Origin of the sequence: Pseudomonas sp. GW456-12-10-14-LB2 (genome assembly GCF_002884345.1) — a bacterium.
GTDB classification, from domain to species: Bacteria; Pseudomonadota; Gammaproteobacteria; order Pseudomonadales; family Pseudomonadaceae; genus Aquipseudomonas; species Aquipseudomonas paraglycinae.
The window spans coordinates 45709-61934 of sequence record NZ_POHV01000033.1; the positions used below are offsets into that span (position 1 = coordinate 45709).

Genomic DNA, 16226 nt, shown 5'->3' on the forward strand with positions numbered 1-16226 from the left:
CTTGACCTGGATTAATTCGGTTGGGGCCAGCGACGGAAAATCAGCGAGGTGTTGACCCCGCCGAAAGCGAAATTGTTGTTCATCACGTATTCGTGGCTCATCTGCCGGAATTCGCCGCGCAGGTAGTCGAGCTTGCCGCAGTGCGGATCGACTTCGTCGAGGTTGAGCGTGTGCACGTACAGGTCGCGGTTGAGCATCTCGATGCTGAACCACGACTCCAGCGCCCCGCAGGCGCCGAGGGTGTGGCCCAGGAAGCTCTTTTGCGAACTGATCGGCATGCGTTCGCCGAACAGCGCACTGGTGGCCAGAGTTTCGGCGACATCGCCCTGTTCGGTGGCGGTGCCGTGGCCGTTGACGTAGCCGATGACGTCCGGCGCCAGGCCTGCATCTTCCAGCGCCAGTTCCATTGCCCGGCGCATGGTGACTTGTTCGGGGCGGGTGGTGTGCTGGCCGTCGGCGTTGCTGCCGAAACCGACGATTTCGGCGTGAATGTGCGCCCCGCGTGCCAGGGCGTGTTCCAGTTCTTCAAGCACCAGCATGCCGCCGCCCTCGCCGATCACCAGACCGTCGCGGCCCTTGTCGTACGGGCGTGGCGAGGTGTGCGGCGCGTCGTTTTTCAGGCTGGTGGCGTACAGCGCGTCGAACACCATGGCTTCGGTCGGGCACAGTTCTTCGGCGCCACCGGCGAGCATCAGCGGCAGGCGTCCGAACTTGATCGCCTCGTAGGCATAACCGATGCCCTGGCTGCCGCTGGTGCAGGCGCTGGAGGTCGGGATCAAGCGGCCAGTGAGGCCGAAGAAGATGCTGATGTTCGCTGCCGTGGTGTGCGGCATCATCCGCACGTAGGAGTTGGCGTTGAGGCCCTCGGCCACCGAGTTGAGCAGCATGTTGCCGAACGCCTTGATCTCGTCGGTGCTGCCGGTGGACGAACCGCAGGCCACGCCCATGCGCCCGTCCTTGATCGACTCGTCGCCGAGCAGGCCGGCATCGGCCAGCGCTTTTTCCGCCGCGCCGACGGCCAGCCGCGAAACACGGCCCATGCTGCGCAGCTGTTTGCGGGTCCAGTGCGCCGGCACCTGGAAATCATCGATGGGCCCGGCCAGGCGTGTGTTGAGTTCGCTGAAGCGATCCCACTCGTCCATCCGGCGAATGCCGCTGCGGTTGGCGGCGAAATTGCCGGCGATGGTGTCCCAGTCGCTGCCCAGCGAGGTAATGCCGGCCATGCCGGTGACGACAACGCGCTTCATCAGCACAAGCCTCCGTTGACCGCCAGCACCTGGCGGGTGATGTACGACGCTTCCGCCGACATCAGGAAATTCACCGCACCGGCCACCTCTTCAGGCGTGCCCATGCGTTGTGCGGGGATCATTTTCATCAGTTCTTCCACCGGCACGTTTTCATCCAGCATCGCCGTGTCGATCAGGCCCGGCGCAACGCAATTCACCGTGATCTTGCGCTTGGCCAGTTCGATCGCCAAGGCTTTCGCGGCGCCGATCACGCCCGCTTTCGACGCGCTGTAATTGACCTGGCCACGGTTGCCGATCAGCCCCGAGACTGAGGTGATGCAAACGATGCGACCCGCGGCGCGGCGGCGGATCATCGGCATCATCACCGGGTGCAGGACGTTGTAGAAACCGTCGAGGTTGGTGCGCAGCACCACGTCCCAGTCGTCGTCGCTCAGTGCCGGAAAGGCGCCGTCGCGGGTCAGGCCGGCATTGAGCACCACGCCGTAGTAGGCGCCGTGGGCTTCAACGTCGGCTTCGAGGATGGCTTTGCAGGTTTCGCGATCCGCCACGTCGAATTGCAGGATGCGCGCGGTGCGGCCGAGCGCTTCGACTTCGGCTTTCACTGCTTGCGCTTCCGCTACGCCGCTGCGGCAATGCAGGACGATATCGTGGCCGGCACTGGCCAGGCGCAGGGCAATGGCGCGGCCGATGCCACGGCTGGAGCCGGTGACCAGTATTGATTCAGTCATCGTTCGACTCCTTGGATTGCTCTAGATAGTCCGCTGCCTGGGGCGGGCGGAACACGTTCAGCCGGGCGCTGGCCTCGATGCCGGGCGCGTTGATATGGCATTCAAATACGCCCATGCCGTTGTCGTCTTCCAGCGAGCGCAGGCCATGGATGGTCAGTTCGCTGCCAACCGGAAAGGCTGCGACATTGCATTCGAACTTGCGTGTGCCGAGCAGAAAGCCCAGCTCCACCGGGTTGCCTTTCTGCCGCGCATGGCAGCCGGCGAACGCGGCGACGCTTTGTGCCATCAACTCGACGCCGACCCAGGCCGGCAGGCTGCCGTCGGGCAGGCTGAACAGGCCGCCGGGCCGGACGGTGAGGGTGGTGTGGATCTGTTCGTCGTCAAAGCTCAGGATCCGGTCGATCAGGATCATGTCGCCAGCGTGGGGCAGCAGTTCGGCGAGCGGCCAGTGGCTCATGGGGCGTCTCCGATAATCAGGCTGACGTTATTGCCACCGAAGGCAAACGAGTTGCTCATCAGGTAGCGCGGTGCAATGGACGCCAGGCGCTCGCTTGCGGTCACCCACTTCAGCGCTGGCAATGCCGGGTCGGCCTGGCCGTCCCAGATGTGCGGCGGCAAGGCGTGGTCGGGGTTGTCGGCACTCAGGCTCAACCAGCAGAACGCCGCTTCCAGTGCGCCGGCGGCACCGAGGGTGTGGCCGGTCATCGGTTTGGTCGAGGAACACGGCACGCCTTCGGCAAACAGCGCGTCGACGGCCAGGCTTTCCATGGCGTCGTTGTGCTGGGTCGCGGTGCCGTGCAGGTTCAGGTAGCTGATGTCACCGGCCTGCAAGTGGGCTTGATCGAGGGCTTTTTGCATCGATTGCAGCGCGCCACGGCCGGTCGGCTCCGGTGCGGAAATGTGGTGCGCGTCGGAGCTGGCGCCCGCGCCGAGCAGGGCAATGCCCGGCCCTGCACCGCGCTCTTTGCTCATCACGAACAGCACCGCCGCTTCGCCGATGTTGATGCCGTTGCGGTTGGCGGAAAACGGATTGCAGCGCTCGTCCGAGACCGCTTCCAGCGCACTGAAACCGTTGAGGGTCAGTTTGCACAGGCTGTCGACACCGCCGCACAGCACCGCGTCGCACAGGCCCAGATCGAGCAGGCGTCGGGCGCTCATCAGCGCGCGTGCGCTGGAAGTGCAGGCGGTGGAAATGACATAGGTCGGGCCGCTCAGTTGCAGCCAGTCGGCGAGGAAATTCGCCGGGGCGCCGAGTTCCTGTTGCCGGTAATCGTAATCGGCCGGGAACTGCTGGTCGCGAATGTAGTGCGCCAGGCCACGGCTGGCCTCGTCGATGCCCGAAGTGCTGGTGCCGAGCACCACGCCGATGCGCTCGCGGCCGTAAGTCTGGATCGCGTGCTCGATGTCATCGCGAATCTGCAACGCGGCTTCCAGCAACAGTTGATTGTTGCGGCTGCGCTGGTCGGCCAGCGCTTCGGGAATCGGCGCCAGATCGCCGTGCACGGCGGCCACCGGCAGCTCGCGCTCCGGCACCCAGCCGGACTCGCGGCGCATGCCCGAGCAGTCGCCGGCAAACAGGTTGCGTGCCACGGCTTGCTTGTCGCGCCCCAGGGCGCAGATCACGCCGAGGGCATTGAGGTAGGCGGTCATGACGTCGGTTCACCGAGTGGCGTTACGCGATAGTGTGGGCCTTGTGGCAGGTTCAATTCGAAGCTCAAGGGTTGGGTGTAACGGATGTCCCAGCGCGCCGGCAGGGAACGTTGGCCGCCCTGTTGCTGCGCGTCGGGGTAGTTGCGCGACAGCTCGCCCGCAGGGGTCAGGGCGAACAGCAGCGCGGCGAACAACTCCCGGGCTTCCGGGTTGGGCGGCAGCAGGCCGTCGGCCTGCCAGTGCCCGTCGATCAACTGCTGACGCGCCTGGGGAATGCCCAGCGGATCCATCATCGACCAGCGGATGCCGGGCCCTTCGCGCTGGATCACCAGCAACCAGTCTTGCTGTTGCCCGGCCAGGTGGCGCTCGATATGCAGCTGCATCGGCAGCGGCAGGCTCGGGTTGCCGGCCGGCAGCGGCGCCTGACTGGCGCAGGCACCGAGCAGCAAAACGCAGGCGAGCAGCAGAACACGCAACATCAGACAGCCTCGTTGAAGGGTTTGCGGGCCACCACGTTGACCAGGGTTTCTTCCCGCTGGCCAAAGGGCTTGGGCTGGCGCAGACCAAAACGCTCGAGCAGACCGAAATCCTTCGACCGGCTCCACCACAGGTACGGGTACGAAACGTTCTGTTCGGCGAACTCGAAACCCTGCTGGCGAATCATCTCCAGGTACTGCGCCGCGCTCTTTTGCACGTGCATCGGATGACGGAACAGCCAGCGAATCACCCACGTATCAATGTAAGCCTCGGTGGACTCGGCGAACAGCAGATAACCGCCCGGCTTGAGCACCCGATAGAACTCGGCGAGGGCCTTTTCCTGCTCCACCAGATGATGGAAGGTCTGGTGACAGAACAGCAGGTCGACGCTTGAATCCGGGACATTCAAAGTCGCGCAGTCGCTGCCGATCAGCTCAACGTCGAAGCCCTGACGCGCGGCCTCGGCGGCGCTCAATTCCAGGCTGTGCGGATCGGCATCGACGCCGATCAGGCGCTGTGGCGCGAACGTCTGGCGCAGGTGGCCGAACGACTTGCCCTGACCGCAACCGGCATCCAGCAGCACCGGACTGGCCGGCAACGATTCGCTGAACAGTCCGCGCAGATCGTTGATCGCCACGCGCAGCACATGGTGTTGCCAGGTGTGGCTGCGCAGGAACCAGAAGCCGAAGCGGGTTTCCTCGACGTAGTTGTCGCTCAGGTAATTCATGTGTCGTCCCTTGCACAGAGTTCGGAGATCGTCTTCAGCCGACGGCGCGCTTCACTGACGAACGGGTTGCGTTCGTCCCAGGCGTAGCCGGCGAGGATCGAGCAGATCATGCGGCGGATTTCCGGGGAGCCTTGCTCGTGGAAAATCACGTCCTGGAAAGTGCCGGCGTACCAGCCTTCGACGTAGCAGCGGAAAGTGTCGACCCCGCGTTTCAGCGGCTCGGCAAACTCCCGTTGCCAGTCCACGGTTTCGCCCTGCAACTGTCGGTGCAGCACAGCGGAGGCCATGCTCGCCGAACGCATGGCAATGGTCACGCCCGAGGAGAATACCGGGTCGAGAAATTCCGCCGCGTTACCCAGCAGCGCAAAGCCCGGGCCGTGCAGGGTTTTGACGTTGGCCGCATAGCCGCCGAGAGTGCGCGCCGGGGTATCCCACACGGCGTTTTTCAGCACCTTGGCCAGGCTCGGGGTTTCGGCGATGAAACCGCGCAGGCAGGCGTCGAGGTCGGTGTCGCGACCTGCGAAATGTTCAGCGGCAGCCACCACGCCCACCGAGCAGCGACCGTTGCTGAACGGGATCGACCAGAACCAGATATCGCGGTGCTGCGGGTGGGTGGTGATAAGGATCTTCTCGCGGTCGAAACCGGGATGATCAATGTGGTCTTCAACGTGAGTGAAGACGGCCTGGCGAACCGGGAAATTCGATGGTGCTTCCAGGTCGAGCAAACGTGACAACACGCGGCCGTAACCGCTGGCATCGAGGACAAAGTCGGCTTCGACGCGGTATTCGCTGCCGTCTTCGCGGCGCACATTCAGCTGCGGTCGCGGGCGTTCGAAATCGACGCTGACAATCGCGTCGCCGTAGCGGATTTCCGCGCCCTGCAATGCCGCCTGATCGGCCAGCAATTTGTCGAAGTCGGCGCGTTGCACCTGCAGCGTCGTGGGCTTGCCGGCGGTGAAGGTGTCACCAAAATCGAAGGCGCTGTAGCGCTCGCCCCAGGCGAATGCCGCGCCGTTCTTGCGCTGGAACCCGGCGGCATTCACCGCCTCGAGCATGCCGGCTTCTTCGACGAAATCCAGGCAATGGCAGAGCAGGCTTTCACCGATGGAGAACCTCGGGAAATGCTGGCGCTCGATCACCAGCACGTCGTGCCCCTTGCGCTTGAGCAATGCGGCGGCGATGGCGCCGGAGGGGCCGGCGCCGATGATCACGACCTGACGGGATTCCATTTCAACGATTGGCACGCGAGCTCCTGGGTACGGCAATAGGGTTCAGTGACGCCCGGTGCAGGCCGATGAAGGCCGGCAACAGCGTCGCGATCAGACCCATCAGCATCAGCGCAAAGTACAACGCCGGGCTGATGAGTTGTTGTTGCAACAGCAGGTTGAGAAAGACGATTTCGCTCAATCCGCGAATGTTCAGCAGCACGCTTTCGCGCCAGCGACTGGCGCCTGCGAACGACGCGCCGGCCCAGCCGAGGCCGAGCCAGTTGCCCACGATTTTGCTGGCGACCGGCAACAGCAGCAGCGCTGCCCATTGCCCGGCGCCGAGGCTGGCGAGGGCGCTGTGCACGTCGATCTGGACGATGCCGAAAGTCAGGATCAGCGGAATCGCGACCCACGTCTGCAAGCGGTTCATCCAGTGCGCCGGGATCGGCAATACCAGTGGCACCTTGAGCGCGGCCATGCACAGCAGATAGCCGATGCCGAAAATCAGCGCGTTGAGTTTGTAGTGTTCGGCCAGCACCAGCAGCGCAAAAAAACCGAGGCTGTAGGTCAATGGCCGGCGTATGCCGAATACCCGCAGCAGCACCGGCACGCAGGCCATCCCCAGCGGTATCAGCAGACTGCTCAGGTGCAGGCTGCCCTGGGCGAGGCCGAACAGGGTCCAGCAGGTCAGGTCGATCAGGATCGCGGTCTGCACCAAACGCCGGGTGGCGGCGGGCGGGTAGTCGATGTGGCGCAGGTACAGGTACAACACCGGGATCGCGGTGATGGCGAACACCAGACCGATCGCCAGCGAGTTGATCCACGGCTGCGTCGGCAACAGCCAGTACGCCGTCGCCAGGCCGCAGGTGAACGGCACGGCGAAACTCGGCAGGGCGATCTTCACGCTCTGACGGTCCAGGCGCAGGTCGATCACGTCGCTGAGGATGTGCCCCAGCAAGAGGGCGAAGCTCAGGCTGTAGAGGTTTTTCAGCCAGCCCGGCGCGATCAGTTCGGCGCCGTTGAGTTGCCAGCCCGGTTCGATCCAGAAGTACATCAGCAGCGGCAGGCCGAAGCTGGCCAGCAGCAATTGACTGACGATCGGGATCAGCCCGAAATGCCGGCCGACCCGGGTGGCGACGAAAAACAGCGCCAGGACCATCAGCCAGAAAGTCACCACCATCATGCTGAAGGCTCCGTGACGGCAACCGCGTGGGCCTGACGCCCGGCCCACGGCGCGAGCATGAAGCTGAACGCCAGCCCGAGGCTCACCGACAAGCCGAAGTTACTCACCGCCGGCGTACTCGACACCGCCAGCAGACCGAACGACAGCCAGGTGGTGGCGGCCGCGAGCAAGGTGCCGAGCAGGCTGACGGCCGCGCCGCCGACCTGCTCGCGCATGAGGATCGCGTAGTCGACGCTGATCGCCGTCACCAGCAACAGGCCGAACAGGCTGAACAGGGTCAGCGGCTGACCGAGCCAGCCCAGGCTGGCGAGGCTGCACAGCGCAGCGAGCAGCGGCAGGGCGACGATTCGCAGGGCGCCACCAAGACCGAACGGCAGGATCAGCACCAGCACGATCAACACGCAGGACGCGAGTTTCAGCTCAGCGGCGCTGATCTGGGTCTGGGCGAACACCTTGTTCAGATCGCCGAGCCGGTCCACCAGCATCACGCCGGGCAGGTCCAGCGCCTGCACCCGCAGCAGCGACGGATTGTTCAGGCCTTGCAGGCTGACCATCGCTGCCACGCCGTCCTCGGTCGGCCCCAGCCACAGCGTGCGGTACGGCTCGCCGAGGGGGCCGGCCAGTGCTGCATCGATGTCCTCGGCGGGCAGGGCCTGCAACTGTTGCAGTTCAGTTTGCAGCGCCGCCAGCGGCACGCCGACTTCCAGCAACGGCTGCCAGAACTGCGGCAACTTGCTCAGCGCTTCACGCACTTGTTGTTGCTGAGCCGGCGGGCTGACCAGTTGATTGAGCGCCAGATAACCCTGCAACTTGTCGAGGTTGACCAGTTGATCCAGCCGCTCGCTCAGGGCCGCTTGCCGTTCCAGCAATTGCTGCTGATCGGCGGCGCGCAACAGGAAGAACTGGCTGGTCGGCTGGTAGCCGGTAATCCGCGCAATAGTCTGCGCCTCATCGGTCAGACGTTGCGGCGCGCCGACCCACTGGCGAATGTCGTTCCTGCTCTCCAGTTGCAGCAGGCCACCGACGCAGAAGGCGATCAGCAGGGCCAGCAACACCGGCGTCCTGACGTGTTCGAGCAGGGTTTCCCGCAACCGCACCAGACGCTCGGCCAGTTGCAGCTGCCATTGCGCCGGGCGCAGTTCGACGTTTTTCAGCAGCGCCGGCAGCAGGCACACTGCCGACAGGTAGGCGCCGAGCAAACCGGCGGCGGAGAACACCGCGATCTGGGTCAGCGCCGGGAAAGGCGTCCAGGCCAGCGCCAGGTAACCGATGGCGCTGGTGATCAGGCTCAACGTCAGCCCGGACAGGGTCAGGCGCAACGCCGGCCAGCTGTGCCAAGGTTTGAGACTCCAGCTCTTGGACAGGTAGTGCAGCGGGTAATCCACCGCCACGCCGATCAGGCTGGAACCGAGCACCAGCGTCATCACGTGCATGTGCCCGAACAGCGCCACGCAGGCCACCGCACCGAACAGCATGCCGACCAGCACCGGAATGAACGCCAGCAGCACCCGCCAGCGGCGGAAGGCGAGCAGCAACAGCAGCAGAATGCCGATGGTGGCGCCGCCGCCGACCCAGGTCATTTCCCGGGTCGCCTGCTGCTGACCGTTGGCGGCGTACAGCAGGCCGCTGGCGGCCAGCAATTGCACGTCGGCACTCGCCGCTTGCTCACGGCTGTGTTGCAGCAGGGCGGCGACTTGCAGCGGTTGATTCATGTCGAAGGCGCTGCCGGTGGTGCGTGCGCGCAGCAGCACCCAGCTCTTGCCGTCGGCGTCGGCGATCAACGCGCCGCTGCCGATGTCCAGTTGCACCGCGCCATGTTGCGGCTGGCTGTTCTGGATGCGCCCGGTCAGGCCCAGCCAGTCGTCCTGACTCGGCACCAGACTGAACCCGGTGAACGGGTCGAACAGTGCCTGTACCCGTTGCTGGATAAAGGCGTCGGGATGTTCTATCAGCAGTTGTCGGTCATCCGCCGAGAGCATCGCCAGCCGCCCTTGCAGCAACTGCGTGCGCAGGGCCGGCAGGTCGGCTTGCAGGTTCCACTGGACCTTTTCGAACAGCCCGCTGGCCTGCCATTGCTCGCCCAGGGTCTGGGCCATGGCGACCGCTTGCTGGCGATCGGCGTGACCGACCAGCACCAGCATGTCGCGGTTGAGCGGCTCCTGCATGCGTTGTTCGGCGCGCAGTTCGAGGGCGTCCGGGTGGGTGCCGGGTACCAGTTCCATCAGGTTGGCCGACAGCGGCGCACCGTCGCGCCACTGCCAGGCGCCCAGTGCGACAACCGCCAGCAGCAGGATCAGGAACAGCCAGGGCAGCCTGCGTTCACTCGGCAAAGTCATGTTGCTCCGCGTCGCTCAGAGGTTGGCCGGCGGTGCTGTCCTGCATGCGCAGCACGGTGCTGTCGCCCTGGGTTTCCAGCAGTTCGATGGTGTTCACCAACGCGCCGCCGCTGATGTTGATCTGATTGAACACCTGCTTGAGCAGCACCGAGCGCGGGGTCAGGGTCAGTTGCCATTTCTGCGCATCGCCGCTCAGGGCCAGTTCGAAATCCCGTTGCAGACCGCTGCTGTCGCCTTGCAGCACCGCCAGGAACAAGCGGTTCTGCTCGGCCCCGGCGCTCTTGTTCGGCAGCAGTTGCCAGCCGGTGGCGTCACGCCGGGCGATGCCCTTGGCGCTGATGCGGTAATCCTGTTGCAGCGGGGATTTCAGCAGCCACAGCAGGCCGTGGTTTTTGGCGAGGACAAAACTGCCTTTGCTGATCAGCGGCTGGGGCAGGGCGCGCAGGTGTTTTTCCTGGGTGAACTGGCCGTGGATCACGTCCGGCTTCGCCAGTTGCTCGCTCAACTGTTGCAGGTCGAAGGCGTTGGCCAGCGACGACAGCGTCAGCAGTGCCAGGGCCCCCAAGGATTTCAACAACACATTCATCGCAGCATCCTTTCCACGGCATCGGTGAAGACTTTCGGCGAGGCCAGTTGCATCTCCCGGCTGCTCATCTCGACCGCCACCTGCACCGAGCTGGCGCGGGTCAGGCGTTCACCGGTCTCGGCATCGGTGATCAGGTAGTGAATCTTCAGGCGGTTTTCCCACTCCACCAGACTGGCGCGCACGTTCAGCCGCTGACCGAACACCGCGCCGCGCACGTAGCGCAGTTGCAGGTCGATCACCGGCCAGGCATAGCCCGAGTCGACCATCTGGTTGTAGTTGTGGCCGATCTTGTCGAGCAGTGCACAGCGCGCCACTTCCAGGTATTTCACGTAATGGCCGTGCCAGACGACGTGCATGGTGTCGACGTCAAAGAACGGCACGAGGATTTCCGTATCGGCGTGAAGCACTCCGGCACTACGCATGCAGCCTCCAGTGTTGCTCGGCGATGCGTTGCAGGCACAGGCGCAATTCACCTTCCAGGGCACGGTCTTCGATCACCGGCGGGAAGTCCCGGGCCAGTTGCTCGTGCATGGCGGCCAGCGATGGCGGCAGTGGTCGTGCATCTTCATCGCGGCCGCGCAGCCATACGCCTTGATTGGCCGCCAGCAACGTGGCGGCGGCGACCTGTTCGGTCAGCTCCAGCACACGAATGGCGTCGCGGGCGGCGATGGTGCCCATGCTCACCTTGTCCTGGTTGTGGCACTCGGTGGAGCGCGAGAATACGCTGGCCGGCATGGTGTTTTTCAACGCTTCGGCGGTCCAGGCACTGGCGCCGATCTGCACGGCCTTGAAGCCGTGGTTGAGCATCGCGCGGTCGGCGCTGGCGCCGGACAGGTTGCTCGGCAAACCGTGGTTGTAACGCTCGTCCACCAGCAGCGCGAGTTGTCGGTCGAGCAGGTCGGCGACGTTGGCCACGAGGTTTTTCAGGCTGTCCATGGCGAACGCGATATGTCCGCCGTAGAAGTGCCCGCCGTGTAGCACGCGCTCGGCTTCGGCGTCGATGATCGGGTTGTCGTTGGCGCTGTTGAGTTCGGTCTCGATGAACGAACGCAGCCAGTTCAGGCTGTCAGCCAACACGCCCAACACATGCGGTGCGCAGCGCAGTGAGTAACGATCCTGCAAACGGTGCAGCGGAGCGGTCGGTGCGTCGATCGCCAGATCCTTGCGCAGCCACGCGGCGACCTGCATCTGCCCCGGATGCGGCTTGGCGGCGAACAGGCGCTCGTCGAAGTGTTCAGGATTGCCTTGCAGCGCCACCACGTTCAGCGCGGTGATGCGGGTGGCCAGTTGCAGCAGGTAATCGGCGCGGGCGTAAGCCAGGCAGGCCAGACCGGTCATCACGGCGGTGCCGTTCATCAATGCCAGCGCTTCTTTCGGGCGCAGCACCAATGGTGTCCAGCCCAGTTCGCGATGCACATCGGCGGCCTGGCGGCGTTCGCCACGGAACATCACTTCACGCTCGCCGGACAGGGTTGCGGCGACGTAGGACAACGGCGTCAGGTCGCCGCTGGCGCCCACCGAACCTTCTTCGGGGATCAGCGGCAAAATGTCGTGTTCAAGGAAGGCATGCAGGCGTTCCAGCAATTCGATGCGCACCCCGGACACGCCGTGGCACAGCGACTGCAAACGCGCCGCCAGCACCGCGCGGGTGGCCTGGGCATCGAGCAGTTTGCCCAGCCCGCAACCGTGGAACGTGTAGAGATGACGCGGCAGCGCCTCGACGTGATGCAACGGCACTGCGACCACGCAGGAATCGCCGTAACCGGTGGTCACGCCGTAGATCACGCCTTCCTTGTCCAGCAGCGAATCGAGGAACCGCGCGCCCTTGGCGATGCGTTCGCGATAAGGCGCGTCGCTCTGCAACTGCACGGGCGCCTGACGGTTGGCCAGGGCCAGCACGTCTTCGATGCGCAGAGGGCGTTCGCCGAAGGTGACCGGCTCAGGAGTTGGCGTTGTCATCGGTTTTCCAGAATGGGTAAAAGTTGAACCATTGGCACGGTGCTTCGAGGCAATAGTGACTCAGGCGTTGCGCATAGCGGGTGGCCCACTGATGAATGACCTGTTCGCGCTCGCGGCGTGACCACACCACAGCGTCGGCGAACGGCTCGAGAGTCAGGCGATAGTGGCCGTCAGGTTGCTTGAGGCACATCAGCAGGTTGACCGGGCATTTAAGCAGGCCGGCCAGCAGCCACGGCCCTTGCGGGAACGGCGCCGGGTGGCCAAGGAAGTCCACGGTCACGCTGCGCCCGCCATGCAGCGGCACGCGGTCGCCGGCAATCGCCAGCCACTCGCCGCGCTCCAGGCGTTCGTGCAGTTGCAGCATGATCACCGGGTCCAGCTCGCTGACCTGAATCAGTCGAAGATTGGTCGCCCCGGCCTCGCCCAGCAGGCGATTGAATTGCTCGGCGTGCTTGGTGTGCACCAGCACGTTCATCGTGACTTTCTCGCCCAGCTCCGCCAGCGCCCGGCACACTTCGAGGTTGCCCAGATGCGCGCCCACCAGCATTTGCCCGCGACTGCCGCGCAACTGGTTGCGCAACAGCGCCGGGTCGATGATTTCGATCTGCTCGATCTTCAGCTTGCCGTTCCACACGTCGAGCTTGTCGAGCAGCGAATCGGCGAATGCCATGAACTGGCGGAATACTCGCCACCGGGTCGGGCGCAGTTCGTGGCGACCGCTCCAGTCGGCGAGGCGCTGCTGATACTGCCAGGCACTGCGCCGCGCAGTGCGGCCGAACAGGAAAAAGTACAGGACGATGCCGTACAGCAACGGACTCAGCAGGCGTCGACCAAGGACCTTGGCGGCGAACGCGGTGAATTTCATCAGCAGGAAACTGCCGCGCTCTTCGCGGTCGGCCCAGTGCTTCTTGTCGGTCTCGACGGTCATGCGCGCCACCGTCGCCAGAGGATCACGGGCAAGCGCAGCAACATGCCGAAGAACAGGCGCGTGTGCATGCTCGAGATCAGCACGTTGTCGTAGAACAGGCGAAAGTGCGACACGCCGTCCAGCGGGTAATGCACGCTGGTCTGCAACCAGCGCATCGGCTGATTGCGCCACGCCAGGCGCACCAGAATGTCCGAGTCGAAATCCATGCGCTTGCCGATCCGCGCCGAGTCGATCACGCCCAGCGTCGGTTCCAGCGGATACACGCGGAAGCCGCACATCGAGTCGCGAATCTGCAGCGACAGGGTGTTGATCCACACCATCACGTGGGTCAGGTAGCGCGCATACAAACGGCCCTTGGGCACGCTGGCGTCGTACAGCGGATAACCGCAGATCAGCGACTTGGGGTGAGCGCGGGATTCTTCGATGAAACGCGCGACATCCTGCAAGTCATGCTGACCGTCGGCGTCGACCTGCAAGGCATGGCTGAAGCCGAGCCGCGCGGCTTCACGCAGACCGGTCATCACCGCGCCGCCCTTGCCCTGATTGGCAGTGAGGCGCACCAGATGAACCCGCTCGCGCTCGGCCAGCGCGTCCAGCACCGCCGCGCAGGATTTGCTGCTGGCGTCGTCCACCAGAATGCACGGCAGATCCTCGGCGAGCAGGGCGTCGACCACCGTGCCGATGGCGGTTTCGTGGTTGTAGACCGGGATCACTGCGCAAGGATTATGCATCGCCAGTCCCCAGCAGAATCCGCCCGCTGGAGCAGGTGGCGGTGTCGTTGCGATAGGCGAAATACAACTTGCCGCGCTCCGGGTCGAAGCGCAGGTGCAACTGGATTTCATCGCCGGGGCGCACCAGTTGCTGGAATTTCAGCACTTCCATGCCGGCGAACGCGCCGGGCAGGTTCAGCAGTTGCCGACCCAGGTTCAGCGCCCATTGGACCTGCACCACGCCCGGCAGTACCGGGGCCTTGGGGAAGTGGCCGCTGAAGTAGGCCAGATCCGGCGGAACGCTCAATTGCAGGTTCCATTCGCCCTCGGTTTCGGCCTGCTCCAGGATTTCCGGTGCTTTTGGCCGTGGCGCCAACAGCAAGGCTTCGACGTCGGCTTGAGGCAATTTGCCCTGTGAGGTCAGCGGCAGTTGTCGTAGCAGACGCCAGCGGCGGGGCAGGGCCAGGGCTTCGCAATGGTCGCCGAGATGACGGCGCAAGGTTTCGGTCAGGCTGCGTCGACCATGTTCGCGCAAGGCAAACAGGCCGGATTCGCTGAGCACCAGCAGGGCGCCGAGGGACGCGCGGTTTTCCTGCACCACGCCCAGACGCGCTTCGGCGACCCAGTCGTGGGCCATCAGCGCCTGTTCAAGCATCGGCAGGGAAATACGTTTTTCTTCGAGTTTGACGATCCGGTCGAGCCGTCCGAGCAATTCAAAGCGGCCATCGGCCTGAATACGCGCCGCATCGGCGGTGTGTTCGACATGCCCGGCGGGCAGGTAGGGCGAAGCGATCAGCAAGGCGCCGTCGCTGTCCTGGCTCAACTCGACGCCGGCAAACGGCTGCCACAACGGTTCGCCCTGACGCCAGGCAATGCCGCCGGTTTCCGAGCTGCCGAGGATTTCCGTCGGCCACTGTCCCAAGCGTTGATGCAGGCTTTGTGCGGCGTCAGCCGGCAGTGCGCCACCGGACGAAAACACCCGGCGCACGACGCTCAGGGCTGGCCAATCGAGGTTGTCGCCCATGCGTTTGAGCAGCGCCGGACTGGCGACCCAGACGAAGGCCGGGTGCTCGCGGCTGGCGCGTTGCAGGTCTTCCGGGAAGGCCAGTTGCTTGCGCAGGAATGGACGCCCGGCGCACAGCGGCCACAGCACACGAAACAGCAAGCCGTAGATGTGCTGGGTGGCGACGCTGCCGAGGATGCAGGCTTCACCCAGGTCCGCGCCCCATAGTTGCTCAAGGGCTTCGACTTCGTTGGCCAGTTGGCGCAGGGATTTGTCGATGCGCTTGGGCTCGCCGCTGGAGCCGGAGGTGCACAGGCTCAGGCGGCACTGGTCGAGATCCAGTTCGGCAGCGGGCAGGGGAGGTTGCAGCAAATCGCTCAGACGAGCGTCACCGGCCTGATCGGTCAGCCACAGATCGACGTCGTTCGACCAGCGCTGGCGGGTCTGCACTTGCAGATCAGACGGCAGCAACACGCTGACGCCGGCACGCCAGGCGCCGAGCAGGGCGACGGCCAGGTCGGCGGCATCTTCCAGATGTACCGCCAGACGTTGCACGCCGCGCGCTTGCAGACCTGCCGCCAGGCTCAGGGCCTGTTCGCACAGTTGTGCATGATCGAATGCCGGTGCGCTCGTTACCGTGCGCGCCGGCAGGGCCTTGAGCAACAGCTGCTCAAGTTTTATCCAGTTCATGGGCGACCTCTTACCCGTTGTCGTATCAGCCATTCAATGGCAAACATCAGGCCGATCAATCCGTAGGAGATCAGGCCGGTGTACAACATCCACCAGTTCAGCGGCGCCCACAGTGTCAGCAGGGCGGCGCACAAACCGTTGCAAAAGAAAAACACGCTCCAGGCCACGGTGACCTGGCGGGTGTAACGAATCGCCTTGGGCGGCAGTTGCGGTTCACGCAGGCGAGCCAGACGCTCGACCATCGGCGGGCCGTATTTCAGGCTCAGGCTGAACAGCACCAGCATGAAGCCGCTGATCAGCACCGGGTACCAGCGCAACAGCAAAGGGCTGTCGAACACCGCCAGCAGCAGGCAGAACACGATCGCCACGCCGGCCATCCACAAACTGCCGGGCTTGCGTTCGCCGGTCAGCGCCCGGGCCAGCCACAGGCCGCCCAGCAGCAGGCCGAACTGCCATGGCGCGAAATGCTCCATGCCGAAATACACCGCAAAGGGATACAGCAAGCCTGCCAGCAGCAGGCCGAGGCCGATCAGTCGGCTCATGCGGCCGGTTGAACCAGACGGTAGACCGCCTCGACCACGTCGCTGACGGTGCGCACCGACTTGAATTCCTCGGCGGCGATTTTCTTGCCGGTCTGGCGTTTGATGTGATCGATCAGGTCGACGGCGTCGATGCTGTCGATTTCCAGATCCTGATACAGGTTGGATTCCAGGCTCACGCGAGCCGGGTCCAGTTCGAACAGCTCGACCAGGGCATCGCGCAGGGTGTTGAAGATGTCGTCACGAGTTTGCATG

The 16226-nt window shown here is 64.5% G+C and carries 17 protein-coding genes; all 17 read right to left on the minus strand.

Going from position 1 to position 16226, the window contains the following annotated elements:
- Positions 1 to 11: 11 nt before the first annotated feature.
- The 17 genes from C1X29_RS21405 to C1X29_RS21485 are packed head-to-tail and all read right to left on the minus strand — an operon-like array spanning position 12 to position 16225.
- A complete protein-coding gene (locus tag C1X29_RS21405; RefSeq protein ID WP_085611127.1) occupies positions 12 to 1247 on the minus strand; it encodes a beta-ketoacyl-ACP synthase in 1236 nt (411 codons plus the stop codon).
- Entirely contained in the window at positions 1247 to 1975 is a 729-nt protein-coding gene (locus C1X29_RS21410) for a 3-ketoacyl-ACP reductase FabG2 (protein WP_085746428.1), read from the minus strand. Before C1X29_RS21410 ends, C1X29_RS21405 begins: the two co-directional genes overlap by 1 nt.
- Positions 1968 to 2432, minus strand: a complete 465-nt coding sequence (locus C1X29_RS21415) for a hotdog family protein (protein ID WP_085746429.1) — start codon at positions 2430 to 2432, stop codon at positions 1968 to 1970. Before C1X29_RS21415 ends, C1X29_RS21410 begins: the two co-directional genes overlap by 8 nt.
- On the minus strand, positions 2429 to 3625 hold the full coding sequence (locus C1X29_RS21420; RefSeq protein WP_102686838.1) for a beta-ketoacyl-[acyl-carrier-protein] synthase family protein: 1197 nt from the start codon (positions 3623 to 3625) through the stop codon (positions 2429 to 2431). Before C1X29_RS21420 ends, C1X29_RS21415 begins: the two co-directional genes overlap by 4 nt.
- Positions 3622 to 4104 (minus strand): hypothetical protein, encoded by a 483-nt coding sequence (locus C1X29_RS21425; protein ID WP_007952358.1) that lies wholly within the window; start codon positions 4102 to 4104, stop codon positions 3622 to 3624. The genes C1X29_RS21420 and C1X29_RS21425 overlap by 4 nt, the downstream gene beginning before the upstream one ends.
- Positions 4104 to 4829 carry a class I SAM-dependent methyltransferase gene (locus C1X29_RS21430; protein WP_102718307.1) on the minus strand — a complete coding sequence of 242 codons (726 nt, stop codon included), beginning with the start codon at positions 4827 to 4829 and terminating at the stop codon, positions 4104 to 4106. The genes C1X29_RS21425 and C1X29_RS21430 overlap by 1 nt, the downstream gene beginning before the upstream one ends.
- Positions 4826 to 6073, minus strand: a complete 1248-nt coding sequence (locus C1X29_RS21435; protein WP_102718308.1) for an NAD(P)/FAD-dependent oxidoreductase — start codon at positions 6071 to 6073, stop codon at positions 4826 to 4828. The genes C1X29_RS21430 and C1X29_RS21435 overlap by 4 nt, the downstream gene beginning before the upstream one ends.
- Positions 6060 to 7220: a sodium:proton antiporter gene (locus C1X29_RS21440; RefSeq protein ID WP_102718309.1), complete on the minus strand. Its 1161-nt coding sequence runs from the start codon at positions 7218 to 7220 to the stop codon at positions 6060 to 6062. Before C1X29_RS21440 ends, C1X29_RS21435 begins: the two co-directional genes overlap by 14 nt.
- Positions 7217 to 9556, minus strand: coding sequence for an MMPL family transporter (locus C1X29_RS21445; protein WP_102718310.1), 2340 nt, complete (start codon positions 9554 to 9556; stop codon positions 7217 to 7219). Before C1X29_RS21445 ends, C1X29_RS21440 begins: the two co-directional genes overlap by 4 nt.
- On the minus strand, positions 9540 to 10142 hold the full coding sequence (locus C1X29_RS21450) for an outer membrane lipoprotein carrier protein LolA (protein ID WP_102718311.1): 603 nt from the start codon (positions 10140 to 10142) through the stop codon (positions 9540 to 9542). The genes C1X29_RS21445 and C1X29_RS21450 overlap by 17 nt, the downstream gene beginning before the upstream one ends.
- Entirely contained in the window at positions 10139 to 10564 is a 426-nt protein-coding gene (locus C1X29_RS21455; RefSeq protein ID WP_085746436.1) for a thioesterase family protein, read from the minus strand. The genes C1X29_RS21450 and C1X29_RS21455 overlap by 4 nt, the downstream gene beginning before the upstream one ends.
- On the minus strand, positions 10557 to 12101 hold the full coding sequence (gene hutH, locus C1X29_RS21460) for a histidine ammonia-lyase (protein ID WP_074689588.1): 1545 nt from the start codon (positions 12099 to 12101) through the stop codon (positions 10557 to 10559). Before hutH ends, C1X29_RS21455 begins: the two co-directional genes overlap by 8 nt.
- Positions 12082 to 13029, minus strand: coding sequence for a glycosyl transferase (locus C1X29_RS21465; RefSeq protein ID WP_039766474.1), 948 nt, complete (start codon positions 13027 to 13029; stop codon positions 12082 to 12084). The genes hutH and C1X29_RS21465 overlap by 20 nt, the downstream gene beginning before the upstream one ends.
- Positions 13026 to 13760 (minus strand): glycosyltransferase family 2 protein, encoded by a 735-nt coding sequence (locus tag C1X29_RS21470; protein ID WP_102686830.1) that lies wholly within the window; start codon positions 13758 to 13760, stop codon positions 13026 to 13028. The genes C1X29_RS21465 and C1X29_RS21470 overlap by 4 nt, the downstream gene beginning before the upstream one ends.
- Positions 13753 to 15432, minus strand: coding sequence for an acyl-CoA synthetase family protein (locus C1X29_RS21475; RefSeq protein WP_102718312.1), 1680 nt, complete (start codon positions 15430 to 15432; stop codon positions 13753 to 13755). The genes C1X29_RS21470 and C1X29_RS21475 overlap by 8 nt, the downstream gene beginning before the upstream one ends.
- Positions 15429 to 15974: a hypothetical protein gene (locus C1X29_RS21480; RefSeq protein WP_085746440.1), complete on the minus strand. Its 546-nt coding sequence runs from the start codon at positions 15972 to 15974 to the stop codon at positions 15429 to 15431. Before C1X29_RS21480 ends, C1X29_RS21475 begins: the two co-directional genes overlap by 4 nt.
- Positions 15971 to 16225, minus strand: a complete 255-nt coding sequence (locus tag C1X29_RS21485; protein WP_007947135.1) for an acyl carrier protein — start codon at positions 16223 to 16225, stop codon at positions 15971 to 15973. Before C1X29_RS21485 ends, C1X29_RS21480 begins: the two co-directional genes overlap by 4 nt.
- Position 16226: the final 1 nt, after the last annotated feature.